Origin of the sequence: Ensifer sp. 4252 (genome assembly GCF_050434565.1) — a bacterium.
GTDB lineage: Bacteria > Pseudomonadota > Alphaproteobacteria > Rhizobiales > Rhizobiaceae > Ensifer.
This window is the reverse complement of the sequence record NZ_JBNDIU010000008.1, coordinates 126,886-145,392: the sequence shown is the minus strand read 5'-3', so window position 1 is coordinate 145,392 and position 18,507 is coordinate 126,886. Positions and strand designations below refer to the sequence as shown.

The 18,507-nt window shown below is 61.8% G+C and carries 16 protein-coding genes; 14 read left to right on the top strand and 2 right to left on the bottom strand.

The window, feature by feature from the left end; genetic code table 11:
- The first annotated feature begins 5 nt into the window (after window positions 1-5).
- From urtD to ABIE33_RS17410, 4 genes are all read left to right on the top strand, one after another.
- On the top strand, window positions 6-770 hold the full coding sequence (gene urtD / locus ABIE33_RS17425) for an urea ABC transporter ATP-binding protein UrtD (RefSeq protein ID WP_429127238.1): 765 nt from the start codon (window positions 6-8) through the stop codon (window positions 768-770).
- Between the two features lie 40 nt (window positions 771-810).
- On the top strand, window positions 811-1,506 hold the full coding sequence (gene urtE / locus ABIE33_RS17420; protein WP_429127235.1) for an urea ABC transporter ATP-binding subunit UrtE: 696 nt from the start codon (window positions 811-813) through the stop codon (window positions 1,504-1,506).
- A gap of 300 nt (window positions 1,507-1,806) precedes the next feature.
- Window positions 1,807-2,265 (top strand): RrF2 family transcriptional regulator, encoded by a 459-nt coding sequence (locus ABIE33_RS17415; RefSeq protein ID WP_429127232.1) that lies wholly within the window; start codon window positions 1,807-1,809, stop codon window positions 2,263-2,265.
- A gap of 141 nt (window positions 2,266-2,406) precedes the next feature.
- Entirely contained in the window at window positions 2,407-3,633 is a 1,227-nt protein-coding gene (locus ABIE33_RS17410) for an acyl-CoA dehydrogenase family protein (RefSeq protein ID WP_429127229.1), read from the top strand.
- Window positions 3,634-3,836: 203 nt separating this feature from the next.
- Here the strand turns inward: ABIE33_RS17410 and ABIE33_RS17405 are convergent, their stop codons facing one another.
- Together ABIE33_RS17405 and ABIE33_RS17400 are read right to left on the bottom strand one after the other, a co-directional pair.
- Window positions 3,837-5,234 (bottom strand): LLM class flavin-dependent oxidoreductase, encoded by a 1,398-nt coding sequence (locus tag ABIE33_RS17405; RefSeq protein WP_429127226.1) that lies wholly within the window; start codon window positions 5,232-5,234, stop codon window positions 3,837-3,839.
- An 80-nt stretch (window positions 5,235-5,314) separates the two neighbouring features.
- Window positions 5,315-6,532: an SfnB family sulfur acquisition oxidoreductase gene (locus ABIE33_RS17400; protein WP_429127223.1), complete on the bottom strand. Its 1,218-nt coding sequence runs from the start codon at window positions 6,530-6,532 to the stop codon at window positions 5,315-5,317.
- A 390-nt stretch (window positions 6,533-6,922) separates the two neighbouring features.
- Here ABIE33_RS17400 and ABIE33_RS17395 point away from each other — a divergent pair, with 390 nt between their 5' ends.
- From ABIE33_RS17395 to ABIE33_RS17350, 10 genes are all read left to right on the top strand, one after another.
- Entirely contained in the window at window positions 6,923-7,309 is a 387-nt protein-coding gene (locus tag ABIE33_RS17395) for a hypothetical protein (RefSeq protein WP_429127220.1), read from the top strand.
- Window positions 7,310-7,527: 218 nt separating this feature from the next.
- The gene (locus ABIE33_RS17390; RefSeq protein ID WP_429127217.1) at window positions 7,528-8,430 is read left to right on the top strand and encodes a LysR family transcriptional regulator; all 903 of its coding nucleotides are present in this window, start codon (window positions 7,528-7,530) and stop codon (window positions 8,428-8,430) included.
- A gap of 153 nt (window positions 8,431-8,583) precedes the next feature.
- Window positions 8,584-9,072: a GAF domain-containing protein gene (locus ABIE33_RS17385; RefSeq protein ID WP_429127477.1), complete on the top strand. Its 489-nt coding sequence runs from the start codon at window positions 8,584-8,586 to the stop codon at window positions 9,070-9,072.
- Window positions 9,073-9,130: 58 nt separating this feature from the next.
- On the top strand, window positions 9,131-10,261 hold the full coding sequence (locus ABIE33_RS17380) for an FAD-dependent oxidoreductase (protein WP_429127214.1): 1,131 nt from the start codon (window positions 9,131-9,133) through the stop codon (window positions 10,259-10,261).
- Between the two features lie 627 nt (window positions 10,262-10,888).
- Window positions 10,889-11,833, top strand: coding sequence for an ABC transporter permease (locus tag ABIE33_RS17375; protein ID WP_429127211.1), 945 nt, complete (start codon window positions 10,889-10,891; stop codon window positions 11,831-11,833).
- Window positions 11,830-12,648, top strand: a complete 819-nt coding sequence (locus ABIE33_RS17370) for an ABC transporter permease (protein WP_429127208.1) — start codon at window positions 11,830-11,832, stop codon at window positions 12,646-12,648. The genes ABIE33_RS17375 and ABIE33_RS17370 overlap by 4 nt, the downstream gene beginning before the upstream one ends.
- Entirely contained in the window at window positions 12,645-14,273 is a 1,629-nt protein-coding gene (locus ABIE33_RS17365; RefSeq protein ID WP_429127206.1) for an ABC transporter ATP-binding protein, read from the top strand. The genes ABIE33_RS17370 and ABIE33_RS17365 overlap by 4 nt, the downstream gene beginning before the upstream one ends.
- Window position 14,274: 1 nt before the next feature.
- Complete coding sequence (locus ABIE33_RS17360; protein WP_429127205.1) at window positions 14,275-15,132, top strand: serine hydrolase; 858 nt, start codon at window positions 14,275-14,277, stop codon at window positions 15,130-15,132.
- Between the two features lie 54 nt (window positions 15,133-15,186).
- Window positions 15,187-16,731, top strand: coding sequence for an ABC transporter substrate-binding protein (locus ABIE33_RS17355; RefSeq protein ID WP_429127203.1), 1,545 nt, complete (start codon window positions 15,187-15,189; stop codon window positions 16,729-16,731).
- 115 nt (window positions 16,732-16,846) lie between these two features.
- The gene (locus tag ABIE33_RS17350) at window positions 16,847-18,286 is read left to right on the top strand and encodes a M20 family metallopeptidase (RefSeq protein WP_429127200.1); all 1,440 of its coding nucleotides are present in this window, start codon (window positions 16,847-16,849) and stop codon (window positions 18,284-18,286) included.
- Window positions 18,287-18,507: the final 221 nt, after the last annotated feature.

Sequence of the window (18,507 nt, the reverse complement as noted above, 5' to 3'; positions counted from 1 at the left end):
TTGGCATGAACCAGACCATCAACCAAACCAAGCCGAAAAGCCTTCTCTACCTCGATGGCGTCTCGGTGTCCTTCGACGGGTTCAAGGCGCTCAACTCGCTCTCCTTCGTGATCGAGCCGGGCGAGCTTCGCGCCATCATCGGTCCGAACGGTGCCGGCAAGACGACGATGATGGACATCATCACCGGCAAGACGCGACCCGACGAGGGGCAGGTTTTTTTCAAGGGCGATATCGATCTGACTCAACGCGACGAAGCCGAAATCGCCAATCTCGGTATCGGCCGCAAGTTCCAGAAGCCGACGGTGTTTGAAAGCCACAGCATCTGGGACAATCTTGAGCTGGCGCTCAACCGCAACCGCGGTGTCTTCCCGACGCTGTTCTATCGACTGACGGCGCACGACAAGGCGCGGATCGAGGAGATCCTGTCGACCGTTCGGCTCGGTGCACGGCGTAACGATCTTGCCGCCAACCTCTCACACGGACAGAAGCAATGGCTGGAGATCGGCATGCTACTGGCGCAGGAGCCGGAACTGCTGCTGGTCGACGAGCCGGTGGCTGGCATGACCGATGCCGAGACGGCCGAAACGGCGATCCTGCTCAAGGAGATAGCGAAGACCCGCTCGGTCGTCGTCGTCGAGCACGACATGGGCTTCATCCGCGAGCTCGGCGTCAAGGTCACGTGTCTGGCCGAAGGTTCGGTGCTTGCCGAAGGCTCTATCGATTTCGTCAGCAGTGATCCGAAAGTGATCGAAAACTATCTCGGCCGCTGATAGCGGCCACTTGCCAATCGCCCAAGGAAAGGACGCCTCCATGCTGAGCGTCGAAAACGTCAATCTCCACTATGGCGCCGCACAGGCGCTGCGCAACGTCTCGATCGGCGCCGAGATGGGCAAGATCACCTGCGTGCTCGGCCGCAATGGCGTCGGCAAGTCGAGCCTGCTCCGGGCCATCACCGGGCAGCATCCGGTGAGTGCCGGGACGATCGCCTTCAACGGCGTGGCGCTCGGCGGCATGGCGCCATACCGCCGTGCCAAGGAGGGCATCGGCTATGTGCCGCAGGGGCGCGAGATCTTCCCGCTGCTCACCGTCAAGGAGAACCTGGAGACTGGCTATGCGCCGGTAAAGCGCAGCGATCGCTCGATACCCGAAGACGTCTTCAACCTGTTCCCGGTGCTTCGCTCGATGCTCGGGCGCCGCGGCGGCGATCTCTCCGGAGGACAACAGCAGCAATTGGCGATCGGCCGGGCGCTCGTCACCCGCCCGCGCATCCTGGTGCTCGACGAGCCGACCGAGGGGATCCAGCCGTCGATCATCAAGGATATCGGTCGGGCGATCCGCTATCTTCGGGATTCGACGGGGATGGCGATCCTGCTGGTCGAACAATATCTCGATTTCTGTCGCGAGCTTGCGGACCATGTCTACATCATGGACCGCGGCGCCGTGGTCCATGATGGGCCGCCGGAGACGCTGGACACAGTCGACGCCCGGCGTCACCTCACGGTTTGAAGCGAAAGCGGTTTAGCCGCCATATTCGATGATCGCGAGCCTGGCATTGTGCCGGCGGCAACCACCAGCGAAGAGGTGGCGGCCCAGATGAGCATATCATTGCTGCTCTGCCTTAGATTCGACAATAAAATTCACAAAATCTATGCAGAAACTTACGTAATTTCTTGAGAATGGCCCGGTTTGGGTGTATGGCATCCTAAGCGAAACAGTGCGGCCGTCACAACCCGTTGCCTCCGGTGATACCAACGTCGGTGCGGAACGGAGTTGTGGCGGCCTTTGTGTTCAGGAAAGCGAAGTGCAATGTTGACCAAGAAGGGTAAATACGGGCTGAAGGCCCTTGTCGACCTGGCTCAACTGGAGCCCGGCGAAACCGCCTTCATTACTGAAATCGCCACCCGCAACAATATCCCGAAGAAGTTCCTCGACGCGATCCTGCTCGAACTCCGCAATGCCGGGATCCTGCGCTCGAAAAAGGGCCCGGGCGGCGGCTATTCGCTTTCCAGACCGGCGTCCGACATTCGCATCGGCCAGGTCATCCGCACGCTTGACGGGCCGCTGGCGCCGATCCGCTGTGCCAGCCGCACCGCGTTCGAAGCTTGCGACGACTGTTCCGATCCGGTCAACTGTCATGTGCGCAAGTCGATGAGCGACGTGCGCGATGCAGTCGCGTCTATCCTCGACAATATGACGCTCGAACAGTTTGCAGCCAACGACAACGCCACCGAGATCGTGGCGCTGAGGGACGCCGAAGTCGGCTGACCTTCGTGAGGTCGACGACGGCGGTCTTTGCGGCAATGGCGGGTAGGACTTTCCTGCTTGCGTTTGTCAGTTGAAATCGATTTGCTGTTATTGTCTATAGAATAAATGCACTATTTCGTCTCAATCAATGGAGAGAGGCGAATGAGTAACGTGCATTTCCTCCGGGAACCCGAACCGGCCAATACCGAACAGGAAGAAAAGCGCCAGCAGCTGTTTGTGCAGGCGACCGAAGTGTCGGGCGAGCTCGCCCGCCGCGGCGCCGAGCTCGATCGGCTCGGCCTGCCGCCACGCGACGAAATCGAAGCGCTGCGTCAGGCAGGGTTGCTGACTGCATTGCACGCGCCTGAAGTCGGTGGCTCAGGCTTGAGCTGGGTGGACGGCTTGCGTCTCGTCCGGATCATATCGCGCGGTGAAAGCTCGATCGGCCAATTGCTCGGCTACCACTATGTCAACAGCCAGTGTGTCTACTGGGCAGCCGCCGATCCGAACCAGGCCTGGGTGCTCGGTGCCGAAACAGTCGAGCGTCAGCTCTACTGGGGGGCTGCCGTCAATCCGCGCGATCCTGGATTGGTGCTTGAGCGGCGCGGCGGCCACTATGTCCTCAACGGCCGCAAGACGTTTTCGACCGGCGCGCATGTCTCCGACCGCATCAACGTCAACGCGACGCTCGACGGCAAGATCGCCAATTTCGTTGTGCCGACGGATCGGCCAGGTTATGTCGCCCATGATGATTGGGACAATATCGGCCAGCGCCTCTCCGATAGCGGCAGCGTCGAATTTCGTGATTTTCCCGTCTACGAGCGTGATTTTATCCTGCCGCTTGCGGACCCCTTCGATCCGCCTCCGGTCCTGGCGACGTTCAACACGCCGCTGATCCAGCTGGTTTTCGTCAATTTCTATCTCGGAACCGCGGAAGGTGCGCTTGCTGCCGCACTCGACTATATCAGAACCACCACGCGACCCTGGGTCACGTCAGGCGTGCCACGCGCCAGCGAGGACCCCTACATCCTCGAGCGTGTCGGCGAATTGCAGGCCGCCTTGAAAGCATCAGTCGCTTTGGCCGATGTGGCGGCGGGCGCTGTCGAGGCAGCCTTGTCGAACGGGCGGTCCGTAACAGAGCGCGAGCGTGGTGAAGCGGCACTTGAAGCCTATGCCGCCAAGATCAGCGCCACCCACGTGGCGCTCGATGTGACGGCGAAGGTTTTTGAACTGATGGGTGCGCGCGCCACGGCGGCTCACTATGGCTTCGATAGATACTGGCGCAACGTTCGCACCCACACCCTGCACGACCCGGTCTTCTACAAGGCCCGCGAGGTTGGCGACTTTGCCCTCAACGATCGTATTCCGGGCGTCAGCCTCTACAGCTGATCGCCATGCCGCGGTGCCCGGTCGGAGCACCATCGGGCTTTGGCAGGCGAAGAAGAACGCCCGGACTTTTCCGGGCGGCAAGCCCGCTGACGGGCCGGTCGGCGCCAAATTGATCGCGGCTTGTTCCAATTCTCTCGGTCATCCTCTGGCCCGACCCGAGGATCCAGTCGCTCCCCAGGGTGGTGCTCTGCCGAGAGTTGTTCCTATGCGGACGCCACGATCGCTTGCGGTTTCTCGGCGAACTGCCGGTAACCTGCACCAGGGTGCGCAGCGGCCAGGCGTGGGCCGCTGTCGAACAGCTTTTCGCGCAGCGTGCCTTCGCGGTAGGCGGTCTTGTAGACGCCGCGCTTCTGCAATTCCGGCACCAATAGGTCGACCGCGTCCTCGAAGGTCTCGGGCGTGACGGCATAGGCAAGGTTGAAGCCGTCGATATCCGTGTCCTCGACCCACTCCTGCAGGAGATCGGCGACCGTTTGCGGTGAGCCGACGAAGACCGGTCCGAAGCCGCCGATACCGACCCAGTCGGCCATTTCGCGCACGGTCCAGATCTTGTCCGGGTCGATCGTCGTGAAGGTTTCGACCGCCGACTGCACCGCATTGGTATAGCGGTGGCGGAGCGGTTCGTCCGGTGAGAACTGGCCGAAATCGATGCCGGTCCATCCGGAGATCAGCGCCAACGCGCCTTCATAGGAAACGTGGCTGCGATACTCGTCGAACTTCTTCTTCGCGTCCGCATCGGTTTCGCCGAGGATCACCGTCTGCAGATTGAAGGTGAGCAGGTCGCGCGGATTGCGCCCTGCACGCTCAGCCGCTTCGCGCACATTGGCCACGTACCGCTTCAGAACGGTTTTCGAAGGGGCTGCAACGAAGATGCACTCAGCGTGCGCACCGGCAAAATCCTTGCCGCGGCTGGAAGCGCCTGCCTGGTAGAGGACGGGCGTGCGCTGCGGCGACGGTTCGCTGAGGTGGATCCCCGGGACGGTGAAATGGCGCCCGTGATGGTTGATCGGATGCACCTTGCCCGGATGGGTGAAGATGCCGCTTGCCCGGTCGCGCACGACTGCGCCTTCTTCCCAGCTGCCTTCCCAGAGTTTGTAGCAGACCTCGAGATATTCTTCCGCGATATCATATCGGTCGTCATGCCGCGTCTGCTGCGCCTGGCCGATATTGAGCGCGCCGCTGTTGAGATAGGAGGTGACGATGTTCCAGCCGACGCGGCCCTTCGTCAGATGGTCGAGCGTCGAGATCCGTCTCGCAAAGGTATAGGGGTGTTCGAACGACAGCGAAGCCGTAAGCCCGAAGCCCAGATGTTGCGTCGCGTGCGCCATGGTCGGCACCAGTTGCAGCGGATCGTTGACGGGGACCTGCGCGGAATGCCGGAGCGCTGCCTCCACATTGCCGTTCAGAACGTCATAGACGCCGAGTACATCGGCAATGAACAAGCCGTCGAACTTGCCACGTTCCAGCGTCTTTGCCAGATGCACCCAGTAGTCCAGATCCTTGTAGCGCCAGGACTGATCGCGCGGATGCGTCCAGAGACCTGGCGATTGATGGCCGACACAGTTCATGTCGAAGGCATTCAGCCGGATTTCGCGGCTCATATCCGTCTCCTCATGGAAAGCTGCGTGCGTTCCCGGAGATCGGTGCCGATCTCCCGGGAAGGGTGGAGTCAGGCGGGGTGTCAGAGCGCGCCGTTCTTCGGCGGCGCGACGCCGTTCAGGTGGTAGTTGCCGACGACGTGATATTTCCAGCGCACCGGATCATGCAGCGTGTGGGTGCGGGCGTTGCGCCAGTGGCGGTCGAGATTGAGGCCGATGCGCGTCGACGACGCGCCTGCGAGCTCGAAGAGCGTGTTGGTGGCTTCGAGCGCGATTTCGGTCGTCAGGACCTTTGCAGCGGCGACGGCCAGTGTCGCCTCGATGACGCTTTCCTCGGTGCCGTTGATCTGGGCGATGTCGACCTTCTTGCCGGCGCGCTCGACGATGGCGGTCGCCGCCTCGAGGCGTACTGCGAGCTGCCCGACACGCGCGATGGTCAGTGGATCGTCCGCTGCCCGCTCGACGCCGCTATCCATCCAGGGGCGAGCCCGGTTGCGCACGAAGTCGAGCGTCTCGACGAAGGCGGCGCGTGCGATGCCGAGATCGATTCCGGCATGGATGATCTGGCTGACCGAGCCGATCGTCGTCGGGCGTTCGAAGCCGCGGTGATGGCGAACGACGGCGTCGGCCGTCACGTAGACATTCTGCAGCACCGTCGTGCCGCTGCCCGTGGTGCGCTGTCCGAAGCCGTCCCAGTCGTCGATAACCTGCAAGCCATCGGCACCGCGCGGCAGGAAAGACATGGTGAGTTTTTCGTCCTGGTCGAGCGCGAACACGACGATCCATTCGGCAAAAAGCACGCCGGTCGAATAGAACTTGCGGCCGTTGAGGCGGTATCCGAGACCATCAGGCGTCAGACGGGTCGCATAGTCGCCGACGGTCCTGGTGTCCTTTTCGGAAAGCGCATTGCCGAAGCGATCACCGGCCAAGGCCCGCCCGAAGAAGAATTTCTTCTGTTCTTCAGTGCCGTCGGTGCGTAGCGCTTCGAGAATATAGAAATGGTTCTGCGGGATCTGGCCGATCGAACTGTCGGCTTCGGACAGGATGGCGGTGATCTCCGCCAGCACCGCGTTGGAAACGTCGATGCCGTCGTAGTCGGAGGGCACGGTGATTGCGAGCAGACCCGATTGGGCAAGGGTGTCGAGTTCGTCGAAAGGCAGGATCCGGTCGGTATCCCGTTCGTTTGATCGCCTGGCGAATTCGCCTGCAAGTTCCCGGGCGATTTCCAGCGCCTCTTCCTCGCTTCCGATCCGGTGTGCCGGGAGCTTCGTCTTCTCGGAAAGCTGCGAGATCGTCCCCATGTGATTGCTCCATGTCGATAGTGGCGCATATCTGTGAATTATCTGGCGTCTTCAGGTAAGATCGTATATTCTATGGAATATGTGGATATTAGTTTTCCGTTCCTCAGGCTCTAACGAATGATCGGCGTTTCCAAGCCGATACCGCGATATAGGGCACGAAACGGCCGTCGACCGGGCGTGGTGGGCGGAGTTCCAAAACCGCCGCCCTGGAAAAACTTCAAAAAGTCGCCGGTCGCTTGGAACCATTGTCGCACTTTAGCATTTCGCCATGGCCTGCAGTCTACCGATTGTGTGGTCGTCAAAGTACCGGCCACACGGCACGATGACAAATACATGCTGACAGTATTGGCCATTCGCGTTTCCCGGCCTTAACCACTGAAGGAGACACAAATGACGAATTTGCTGCCCGCTCTTCATGAAGGGCATGCCTCCATCATCCTGCAGAATCTCTTTCGAGATGCCCTTGAGGCCTATGATGATTGGGGCGAGGGGATGCCTGAACCCGTGGTTTCGTTTGAAGGCAAGTTGCTGCCGATCAGGGTCGTCTTCGACTGGATGAAACCTTGCACCGACATCATGCCTGCAAACATGATCGGCATCGTCACCGATCGTTTGAGCAAACCCTGGATTGGCGACGGTCCGCTCGATAAAATGACGTTTTCGACGGCGGCGCGCGTCATGTCCGTTCTGACCAAACGTCAGTTGCGTCGTTACGGCAGCGGCTCGATCCAGGTCTTTGCCGAGCGCTTCAAGCCATCGCTGCGCGTCGACGCGTAATCGGCGACAAGCCAGCCTGAACAAGCCGAAGAGCGCACGCGTGCTCTTCGGCACCCACCACCTCCATATCCTTACCGGCCCATCCTGCACCTGCGCGTCAGTCTGGCATTGCCGCGGGGTAACCGCTCGCCTGCCGCTGCCGTCGAATCCGGCTTCCTAGTTCCGCCGCCTTTTCGTAAACACGGAGAAGACGGCAATGGGATGGATGCGGGGTCGGCATGAATTTTCGACAATTGGAAGTGCTGCGCACCCTGCTTGCCACCGGCTCGACGATCGCGGCGGCAAAAACCATGGGGCTCAGCCAGTCCGGCGTCAGCCGTCTGCTTCAGCAACTGGAAGAGGACCTGTCGTTGACGCTGTTTGCGCGCGACAAGGGCCGGCTGATCCCGACGCCAGAGGCGCTGAAGCTGTCGGAGGATGCCGAACATATTCTGCTCGGGATCGATCGCTTCACCAATCTTGCCCAGGACCTTCGCAGCGGCGCGGTCGGCCCGGAAGTGGTGCGCATCGGCCTGCCGAACAGCATGTCGGAAAGCTTTGCGCCTGCGATGCTGGCGGACTATGCCAAGGACTTCCCCGGCGTGCGTGTCGAAACCTTCTTCGATACGACCGTGGCGATCGCCCGACTTGTGGAACAGCGCGTCATCGATTTCGGCTTTCTGCGCTACGAGGGACAACTGAGCGCCAGCCTCGAAATGCAGCCGGTGGCAGGCGGCGTCAGCGTCTGCGTCATGGCAAAGAACCATCCGCTGACCGCGCTCGACCATGTCACCCCGAAAGAACTCAGAGGCATCCCGCTCATCCTGATCGGTCGCCGGCGGCCGACGCGGGTCATGCTCGACGAGATCTTTCGAAAGGCGGGCGTACCACAGAAGGTCAAGATCGAGACGCACAGCAACAGCTCGGCCTGCGCCTATGCCGCCCATGATCTGGGCGTTGCGATCATCAGCAGTTTTTTCGCCAACCTGCATCGGCATCTGCCGATCGAAATTAGAAGCTTTTCGCCGCACCTGACACAGGATTTCGGCGTCGCAACTGCCGCCGGCGTGCCGCTGTCGATTGCCGCCCAGGCGATGATCGATTGCTTGAAGCGACAAGTCGCCGCTTCACAAGAGCCGTGAGAACGTGAATGCGCGCACCGGCGGCTTGTTGAGTTTGTCGAACCGTTTTCCGCCAGCACTCCGTTTCGCTGCCGGCGCGAACGCGCTGCAATTGGCAAACGTCGGGCGCGACACTACATTGCCAGTTCGTATGACGAGAGAGTGAAAGAGATCATGTTCCAGGCGGCCGCAATCGACACAGGCGACAAGACCGAATTCTACAGCGAATTGGCGCAACAACTCGAAGCGCTGCTGCATGGCGAGCCCAATATGATCGCGAACGCGGCAAACACCTCGGCGCTGATGTTCCAGACCATGCCCGACCTCAATTGGGCCGGTTTCTACTTTCTCGATTCCGATGACGAATTGGTGCTCGGGCCATTTCAGGGCAAGCCCGCCTGCGTGCGCATTCCTGTCGGCCGCGGCGTCTGCGGCACGGCCGTAAAGGAAGGGCAGTCGATCCTCGTCGAAGACGTGCACGCCTTTCCGGGCCATATCGCCTGCGATGCGGCCTCCCGCTCCGAGCTCGTGGTTCCCGTCCGACGCCATGGCCGGGTGATCGGTGTCATCGACCTCGACAGTCCCGAACCGGCACGCTTCGACAGGGACGATCAGGCCGGCATCGAAAAACTGGCCGCGATCTTCGCTGCGGCGATCGGTTGAAGGCCGCCGCCGTGGATGACCTGACAGGGAACGATCGGCTCTCGGTTTTGACTATGCGATGATGGACGTCCAGAACGCCTTTGCCCCCGCCGACGAGGTCGAGACGCATGCGCGCGTGGCGCGCAAGATCGACATCGTCGTCATCGGTGCCGGGCAGGCGGGCCTGTCTTCAGCCTACCACCTGAGCCGGCTCGGGCTATCGCCTCAGATGCAATACGTCGTTATCGACCGATCGCCACAGCCGGGCGGCGCCTGGCAGTTCCGCTGGCCGTCGCTGACGCTGAGCACCGTCAACGGCATTCACGATCTTCCTGGCATGAAGTTTGCCGACGCCGTCGACACCGGCAAGGGTGAAGTCCATGCAGCCGTCGCCGTGCCGCAATATTACGGCGCCTACGAGAAAACATTCGACCTTCCCGTCCGCCGGCCGGTTTCCGTCAAGGTCGTTTGCGAGAGGAGCGACCGTTTCCGGGTCGAGACCGATGCCGGCGTCTATGCCGCCCGTGGCATCATCAACGCGACGGGCACCTGGGAGTCTCCCTACATTCCGCCCTATCCGGGATCGGATCTCTTTAGGGGGCGTCAGCTGCACACGAAGGACTATCAGACTGCCGGGCAGTTTGCCGGCCAGCACGTGCTGGTCGTGGGGGGCGGCATCTCCGCGATCCAACTGCTGGATGAAATATCCCAGGTGACATCGACCACATGGGTCACGCGCGAGGAGCCGGCCTTTCGCGAAGAGCCGTTTACCCCCGAGGTCGGGCGCGCGGCTGTCGCGATGGTCGAGGAGCGTGTCCGCCGAGGTCTGCCGCCGGGCTCGGTCGTCTCCGTGACCGGTATTCCGGTGACGCCGGCGATCCTCGCCGCGCGCGCACGCGGTGCGCTCGATCGCCAGCCGATGTTTGCGGAGATCACCGAGCATGGCGTGCGCTGGCCAGACGGTCGGGAGCAGGCGGTCGACGTCATTCTCTGGAGTACCGGTTTTCGAAGTTCGCTGGACCACCTGGCACCGCTGCAACTGCGCAATGCCGATGGCGGTATCCTGATGACCGGCCGGCTTGCGACACAGGTGGCAAAGGACCAGAGGATCCATCTCGTGGGTTACGGACCCTCCGCATCCACCATCGGTGCGAACCGGGCAGGCGGTGCTGCCGCCCGCGAGCTCGCCGATTATCTTCAGTTGCTTTAGTCGCCACCTGACGCAATTTCTTCGGCGTTGACGATTGGTGCCCCGCAGAGATTGTGCCCGGCATTATGCATTGGCCCTTCATGGCGCCGGCCGTCGGGCAATGTCCAATCGATGTAATCCGCGATGTCAGCCCAAAATTCCGCTTGAGCCGGACGTTGCGTCATACCTTAAACGTGATTCCCGAGGGCGCTTGAAGAACCAGGCGCCGAGCAAAGGCGACCGAGCTTGCGGGAAGTTACCCCCGTGAATGCGGCCCGATGCTCATGGTGTTTCACGTTCATCGGGCAGTGAAACCAGAGAGTTCACCTGGTCGCGCTCGAAGGTGATGCAAGGATAGGGTTGCGGATGATGTTGCAGGCAACGCCGAAGAAGCGCCAACCGGCCGACATGATGCGCGGGTACGGCAGGGCAATGCTCCGCCGCCGCCGCTGCCACTTTCGCCCGGTGAATGATGCCGCACGTCGTCGGTCCTTTGGCTGCGGATATGTCATCCCTTCGTCATAGAGCTATGACGATTGCTCATAATATTGCGCTGTTTTTTCCATTCGATCATAGTCGTGTCAAGAAAAGCCGGCAGGAGGGCCGAATCGCGATGTCGCGCCAGGCTGTTCTCAGTACGGGGAACCCATGATCAAGTTCATACTCAATCGCCTCGTGATGGCGATACCGACGATCGTTATCGTCTCGGTTGCCGTCTTCACGCTCATTCGTCTCATTCCAGGCGATCCGGCCGCGCTGATGCTCGGTGATATGGCCGAGCCGCAGCAGATAGCGGAAATGCGCAGCGTGCTCGGTCTCGACCGCAGCATTCCCGAGCAGTTCGTCATCTGGGCGGGCAACATACTGTCCGGCGACTTCGGCCGTTCGATTGTCACCGACGAGCCTGTGCTTCATCTGGTGTTGAGCCGCTTCGTGGTGAGCGCCGAGATCGTCGTCATCGCCGTGTTCCTGGCGAGCCTGATCGCCGTTCCCGCCGGCGTCATCGCCGCCTGGCGGCAGAATAGCCTGACTGACCTGGCGCTGGTCGGCACGGCCACCGTGCTGCTGTCGATCCCGACCTTCTGGCTTGGCCTTTTGTTGCTGCTTGCCTTTGGCCTGAAACTGCGCTGGCTGCCGGTGTTGGGCTATGTGCCGATTTCGGAAAACTGGAAGGCGGGTCTTCTTTATCTCGTGCTTCCGGTGATGACACTGGTCATCCATGAAATGGGTGTGATCATCCGCATGGCACGCGCCTCGACGCTCGAAGTTCTCCGCCTCGATTACATCACCCACGCACGCGCTAAGGGGCTGTCGGAAAGTGCCGTTCTCTGGAAGCACGCCTTCAAAAATGCGTTCGGCCCGACCTGGACGATGATCGGCTTGATCCTCGGCAATCTGCTCGGCGGCATTGCGGTCATCGAGACGGTCTTCACCATCCCGGGCCTCGGCCGCCTGATGGTCGATAGCATCTTCCAGCGGGACTATCCGGTGATCCAGGGCTGCCTGCTGCTCGTCGCCTTCTCCTATGTCGTCGTCAACCTCGTGGTCGACCTTCTCTATCCTCTCTTCGATCCGCGGGTGGTGGCAGAATGAGAAAGCTCACTTTCAACGGCGTCATCGGCGGCGGCCTGATTGCCGCTCTCGTCATCACCGCGCTGGTCGGCGTGTTCTGGACACCCTACGATCCAATGGCGCTCGGCTTCAGCTCGCGTCTGGCCGCGCCCGGCGCTGCGCACTGGCTCGGCACCGACGAGTTCGGACGCGACGTTGCCAGCCGGCTGATGATCGGCGCGCGCGCCAGCGTCTGGATCGGCTGTCTGACGGTCGCCTTCGCGGTCGTCTGCGGCACTCTGATCGGTCTCATCAGCGGCTATGCCCGCGGCTGGGTCGATGGCGTCATCATGGCCGTCAACAATGCGCTCCTTGCCTTCCCGGGCATTCTGCTGGCGCTGGGGCTGCTCGCGGTCTTCGGGGCCAACCAGTACGGCATCATTTTCGCGCTTGGCATCGCCTACACCCCGTCGATGGCGCGTGTGGTGCGCGGCGCCGTGCTGTCGCTGCGCGAACGCGAATTCATCGAGGCCTCGCGCGTCATGGGCAACGGCGAAATCTACACCATGCTGCGCCACATCCTGCCGAACTGCCTGGCACCGATCACGGTGCTTGCGACCTCGATGTTCGGCTGGGCGATCCTGTCGGAAAGCGCGCTGTCGTTTCTCGGCCTTGGCGTGCCGCCACCGGCACCGACCTGGGGCAACATGCTGGCCGCCGGCCGACCGTTCATCGAACAGGCCGTCTGGCTCGGTTTCTTCCCCGGCCTTTGCATCGCGCTGACGCTGCTCGGCATCAACCTTCTCGGCGACGCGCTCCGCGACAAGCTCGACCCCCGCATGCGAGGCCTGAAATGACCGGCAGTTCTCTTCTCAGCGTTCGCGACCTATCGCTGGCCGTTGCCCATAACGGCAACCAGGTGGTCAAGAATGTCAGCTTCGACGTCGGTCCGGGCGAAATCGTCGGCATCGTCGGCGAATCCGGTTCCGGCAAGACGCTTGCCACCCGTGCCATCATCGGGCTGATCCCACCGGCGGTGCGCCATGTCGGCGGCACGATCAGCTATCGCGGACGCGATGTCTTGTCCTTGAAGGATCGCGACCTCCGACAGTTACGTGGCGGTGAGATCGGCGTTGTTTTCCAGGAGCCGATGACTTCGCTGAACCCGTCGATGACCATTGGCCGGCAGCTCGAAGAAGGCCTCATCCTGCATACTAAGAAGAGCGCCGACGAGCGTCGGGTTGCCATCCTTGACATGCTGACGCGTGTAGGCCTGCGCGAGCCGGAGCGAGCGCTTGCCGCCTATCCGCACGAGTTTTCCGGCGGCATGCGCCAGCGCATCATGCTTGCCTCCGTCATGCTGCTGAAACCGGCCCTGCTGATTGCCGACGAGCCGACGACGGCGCTCGACGCCGTGGTGCAGCGCGACGTCATGGAACTGATGGTGGAGCTGACCAAGGCGGAAGGCACGGCCGTTCTCCTGATCAGCCACGACCTGCCGATGGTGGCGCGCTACACCAACCGCTTCGTCGTCATGGAAAAGGGCGTGATCGTCGAACAGGGCACGACCGAGGACATTCTGAGCGCTCCGGAACATCCCTACACCCGCAAGCTGCTGTCTTCGCTGCCGTTTCGCGCTGCACTGCGCAAGCTCGACATGTCGCTGACACCGATGGTGTCGGCACGAAACATCGTGGTGGAATATCCCGGCCGCAAGGGGCTCTTCCGCAAGCAGGCGCCGAAACGCGCTCTTCACGGCGTCAGCGTCGACATCCATGTCGGCGAAGTCGTCGCACTTGTCGGCGGCTCCGGTTCGGGCAAGACGACGCTTGGCCGTACGATCGCCGGCCTCGTCCAGAAGAGCGAAGGCGAGATCCTCTTCCAGGGGCGCGAGCGCAGCGCCGATTGGCGCGATTACCGGCTGAATTGCCAGATGGTCTTCCAGGACCCTTACTCCTCGCTGGATCCGCGCATGACCATCCAGGCGTTGGTCGAAGAGGCGCTCCGCCTCGTGCCTGATCTGGACGGTGCGGCCAAGCGCAAGCGGTCGCTCGAAACGCTTGACGAGGTCGGTCTTAGCGGCGATTTCGCCAGCCGCTATCCGCATGAGCTTTCCGGCGGCCAGCGCCAGCGCGTTGCCATTGCCCGGGCAATCGCCCGGCGGCCGAAGTTCCTGATCGCCGACGAACCGGTTTCGGCGCTCGACGTGACGGTGCGGGCACAGGTGCTCGAACTCTTTTCCGATCTGCAGAAACGTTACGGTTTTTCCTGCCTGTTCATCAGCCATGATCTCGGCGTCGTCGAGCAGGTGGCCGACCGGGTGATCGTTATGCAGGACGGCCGCATCGTCGAGCAGGGCGATCGCGACCGGATCTTCGATCAGCCGCAGGAAACCTATACGCGCAAGCTGCTTTCGGCGATCCCGGCGCTCGATCTCAACCAGACGGGCGGCGTCACCCTCAAATGGCGTCTGGAGGCCTGACATGACCGTAGCGATCAAAACCGCCGCCATCGCTGAACAGCTTCATGCGATTGCCGACGCCCAGCCGTTCATCACCCGCTTCCTCGTCCGCAATCTTCAGACCGGCGAGACGATCGGACGGGGTGAAGACGAAGAGACGCCTTCGGCGAGCACACGCAAGACGTCAATCATGATGGCTGCACTGAAGGCGGCGCACGAGGGCCGGCTCGATCTCGACGCACCCATCACCTACGAGGAGCGGCTGAAGCACGAAGTTGCGAGCGGCATGTTCCGCTACATGACGCCGGGCATCGTCATCCCGCTGCGCGACGCCATCGTCGGCATGATGGTGCTCAGCGACAACGTCTGCACCAAGATGGTGCTGGAACGGCTGACGCTGGAAGAGGTCGACAGCTTCTGCAAGGCGATCGGCATGGCCGGCACCCACCATCGCTTTCTGATCCCGCCGCTTGGCCTGAAGCCGGACCATTCGCTCGGCGACGTGACGACGACGACCGCGAGCGACCAGATATTGCTGCTCGAACTGATCCTCGCTGCGCAGGATGACGAAGCCGCTGCTGCGCGTCTCGGCACATCGGTCGAGCTCTGCCGTTTTGCGCTGCAGACGCTGAAGAACCAGGTGCTGCGATACGGCATCCGCTCGCGCCTGCCTTTCGAGGCCGTCGTCGCCAGCAAGTCCGGGCGCGGCAAGCGCGGGCGCATGGATGCCGGCCTCGTCTATCGCGACGGTCGGCCGCTCTACGGCATCGCCGTCTTCACCGACGCCGTGCCGCAGGTGATGCCCGACGGCACGCCCGGCTACACTATTGCGCTCGAAACCATCGGCCGGCTGTCGCAGGCCTGCTGGGACGCGTTCTGAGCCGAAAATCAACCGCAACAAACCAACAAGAAACAACTGGAGAAGAGTGGAACCATGAAAAACATCTTCCTTGCCGGCACCATCTTGATGAGCGCCGTCGGCTTTGCCGAAGCGCGTGACCTTGTGGTCGCGCAGAGCTCCGATATCCGCAGCAACGTGCCGGGCGTCAACCGGGACGGCAACACCGACTCCGTGATCTTTCACATCGTCGAAGGTCTCGTCGGCTATGCCGAAAACGGCGAGGTAAAGCCGCTCATCGCCAAGAGCTTCGAGGTGTCGCCGGATGGTCTGACCTATACGTTCAAGCTGCGCGACGACGTGAAGTTCCACAATGGCAATGCTGTCACGGCCGACGATGTCGTGTGGAACTGGAACCGCTACATGGCCGCAAACACCAAGTGGACCTGCGCCGGCGATTTCGACGGCAGCAAGACCATCAAGGTTTCGGCCGTCACCGCTGTCGATCCAACCACGGTAACGATGACGATCGAGAAGCCTTCGGCGGTCTTTCTCGGCCTGATGGCGCGCCCGGAATGCGGCTACACCGGCATTATCGCTAGGGACTCGCTCGGCGCCGACGGTGCTTTCGTTGCGCCTGTTGGAACCGGGCCGTTCAAATGGGCCGAGTGGAAGAAGGGCGAATATGTCCGTCTCGAAAAGAACGGCGCTTATGTGTCGCCCGCCAATGACGGCAAGCCCGATGGTATGGTCGGCTCCAAGCGGCCGCTGGTCGACGGCATCAAGTTCATGGTCATCCCCGATGCATCGACGGTGAAAACCGGCCTGCTTTCGGGCGCGCTCGATACGGCCGAAGTCTCTGCCGACCTGATTTCCGAGTTCAAGGACAGCGAGACGATGCAGCTCATCGTCAAGCGCAACAACGGCAAGAACCTGCTTTACTTCCAGACGCGCGACAAGGTTCTGAGCAACGTCGCCGTGCGCCGCGCCATGGCCGAAGCGCTCGATCTAGACCAGCTTGTCGCCGCCGTGTCGAACGGCACCGGCGAAGCCAATACCTCGATGGTTTCGGCGGACTCGATCTTCTATTCGGATGCACAGAAGACGAAGATCCCGATGGACCTGGAAAAGGCCAAGAAGGACCTGGCGGATGCCGGATACAACGGCGAGCCGATCACCATCATCGCCAACAAGCGCGGCAACGTGCCGAGCTTCCCGGCTGCCGTCGTCGCCCAGGCGATGATGCAGCAGGTCGGCCTCAACGTGCAGATCGAGGTGCTCGACTACGCGACCCAGGTCGACCGCCGCCGTTCGGGCAACTACCAGGTGATCTCGCAGTCGGTCGCACCGCGTCTCGATCCCGCACTGATGTACAGCTTCTACGTCGGCAACAAGGACAAGAACGCGTCGCTGATGTGGGATAACCCGAAGGCGGTCGAACTGATGAAGGCGGCCTATGTCGAGGCCGACCAGACAAAACGCCAGGCGATTTTCGACGAGTTCCACAAATTGATGCTCGAGGAAGTTCCCGGCATCTTCATGTACGACATGGTCGACATCTGGGGTGCGACGAAGAAGCTGCACGGCGAACCCGTCTGGCAGTCGAACACCCGGCTCTGGGAAGTCACGCTCGACGACTAAACCGCCTATCGACGAGATCTCGTATCCGGTGGCGGCAACCATGCCGCCACCCTCCACCTGAAGACAGAAATGCCAATGCGGCCGGCACCTCCTTGTCGCCGCAAGAGGAATACCCATGCCCCAGCCATCCGTCGTCGCCGCTCTTTCCGACATCGTCGAAGAGCTGAAGCCCGAATTCACTGCCATGAGCGATGCGATCTGGGATTACGCCGAACTGAGCTTTCGCGAGCACAAGTCGGCGGCAACGCAGATCGCGATGTTGGAGAAGCACGGGTTTCGCATCTCCAGGGGAACGGCCGATATCGAAACCGCCTTCACCGGTGAGGCCGGCGAGGGCGGTCCGGTGATTGCCCTTCTCGGCGAGTTCGATGCGCTTGCGGGTTTGAGCCAGATCGCCGGCGTTGCCGAAGCGAAACCGCTTGAAGACGGCGGCACCGGACACGGCTGCGGGCACAATTTGCTCGGCACCGGTTCTCTGCTTGCCGCCGTCGCGCTTGCCCGTTACCTGCGCGAAAACAATCTGCCGGGGACTGTTCGTTACTATGGTTGCCCCGGCGAAGAGGGCGGCTCGGGCAAGACTTTCATGGCGCGCGCCGGCGCCTTTGCCGATGTCGATACCGCACTCACCTGGCATCCCGCGCCCTTCAATGGTGTGCGCTCGACCAACAATCTCGCCGTTCTCGAAATTTACTATCGCTTCAAGGGGCTCGCTGCGCATGCCTCGAACGGCGCCCATCTTGGGCGCAGCGCGCTTGATGCGCTGGAGTTGATGAATATCGGCGTCAACTTCCTGCGAGAGCACATGCCGCAGGATTGCCGCGTGCATTATGCGATCACCGATGCCGGCGGCAAGGCGGCCAATGTGGTCCAGGCGCGGGCCGAAGCGCTCTATCTCGTCCGCGCGCCGCAGATGCCTGAAGCGCTGGCACTGGCCGCCCGCATCGACAAGATCGCCAGGGGCGCTGCAATGATGACCGAGACGGACGTCGAGATCGTCTTTGATCGCGCCGCCACCAACCTCCTGCCGAACATCACGCTGGAAACGGCGATCCATCAGAACATGGTGGCGCTCGGACCGGTTCCCTTCGACGAGGCCGATCTCGCGTTTGCCCGCGAGATCCAGCAGACGATGACGCCGGAGGCGATCGCCAGCAGCATCCGGCTTTACCAGATCAAGGGCGACGTCTTTTCCAACAGCCGGATGGACGGATCGAGCGGACTGCATCTCGGCCTTCGTGATTTCGAGGGCCAGTCGCATTTCCGCGCCGGCTCGACCGACGTCGGCGATGTCAGCTGGGTGACACCGACGGCACAATGCTGGGCGCCAGCCTGGGCGATCGGCACCGCGCCGCACACCTGGCAGGTGGTAGCGCAAGGCAAGAGCCCCGCCGCCCACAAGGCTTTTGCCCATGCCGCCAAGTCGCTGGCAACGACTGGCCTCGATCTCATCCTCGATCCGGAACTGCTAGCGCAGGCGAAGGCCGAGTGGCGCGAAAAGACTGCAGGCAAGCCCTACCAGTGCCCGATCCGTGATCATATCGGTCCCAAGCTCTGATCATCCGACGGCAAGTGCCGTCACCTGATGCTCCAACGAAGCCGCCGCCCTTGGGCCGGCGGCTTTTTGATTCTTCCGCGTCGCGATTGCGCGGGATCATGCCGACCGGGACGGTCGAATTCGGCGCGACGCCTTGACGCGAATCATTCTCTGCGGCATCTCTGTTACGGAGTTTTACGAATATGTGCCATTTAGGCGTATCTGAATTAAATCTCTGTTAG

Coding starts and splice junctions, on each gene's coding strand:
- urtD (WP_429127238.1), top strand. CDS start 6: ATGAACCAGACCATCAACCAAACCAAGCCGAAAAGCCTTCTCTACCTC.
- urtE (WP_429127235.1), top strand. CDS start 811: ATGCTGAGCGTCGAAAACGTCAATCTCCACTATGGCGCCGCACAGGCG.
- ABIE33_RS17415 (WP_429127232.1), top strand. CDS start 1,807: ATGTTGACCAAGAAGGGTAAATACGGGCTGAAGGCCCTTGTCGACCTG.
- ABIE33_RS17410 (WP_429127229.1), top strand. CDS start 2,407: ATGAGTAACGTGCATTTCCTCCGGGAACCCGAACCGGCCAATACCGAA.
- ABIE33_RS17405 (WP_429127226.1), bottom strand. CDS start 5,234: ATGAGCCGCGAAATCCGGCTGAATGCCTTCGACATGAACTGTGTCGGC.
- ABIE33_RS17400 (WP_429127223.1), bottom strand. CDS start 6,532: ATGGGGACGATCTCGCAGCTTTCCGAGAAGACGAAGCTCCCGGCACAC.
- ABIE33_RS17395 (WP_429127220.1), top strand. CDS start 6,923: ATGACGAATTTGCTGCCCGCTCTTCATGAAGGGCATGCCTCCATCATC.
- ABIE33_RS17390 (WP_429127217.1), top strand. CDS start 7,528: ATGAATTTTCGACAATTGGAAGTGCTGCGCACCCTGCTTGCCACCGGC.
- ABIE33_RS17385 (WP_429127477.1), top strand. CDS start 8,584: ATGTTCCAGGCGGCCGCAATCGACACAGGCGACAAGACCGAATTCTAC.
- ABIE33_RS17380 (WP_429127214.1), top strand. CDS start 9,131: ATGATGGACGTCCAGAACGCCTTTGCCCCCGCCGACGAGGTCGAGACG.
- ABIE33_RS17375 (WP_429127211.1), top strand. CDS start 10,889: ATGATCAAGTTCATACTCAATCGCCTCGTGATGGCGATACCGACGATC.
- ABIE33_RS17370 (WP_429127208.1), top strand. CDS start 11,830: ATGAGAAAGCTCACTTTCAACGGCGTCATCGGCGGCGGCCTGATTGCC.
- ABIE33_RS17365 (WP_429127206.1), top strand. CDS start 12,645: ATGACCGGCAGTTCTCTTCTCAGCGTTCGCGACCTATCGCTGGCCGTT.
- ABIE33_RS17360 (WP_429127205.1), top strand. CDS start 14,275: ATGACCGTAGCGATCAAAACCGCCGCCATCGCTGAACAGCTTCATGCG.
- ABIE33_RS17355 (WP_429127203.1), top strand. CDS start 15,187: ATGAAAAACATCTTCCTTGCCGGCACCATCTTGATGAGCGCCGTCGGC.
- ABIE33_RS17350 (WP_429127200.1), top strand. CDS start 16,847: ATGCCCCAGCCATCCGTCGTCGCCGCTCTTTCCGACATCGTCGAAGAG.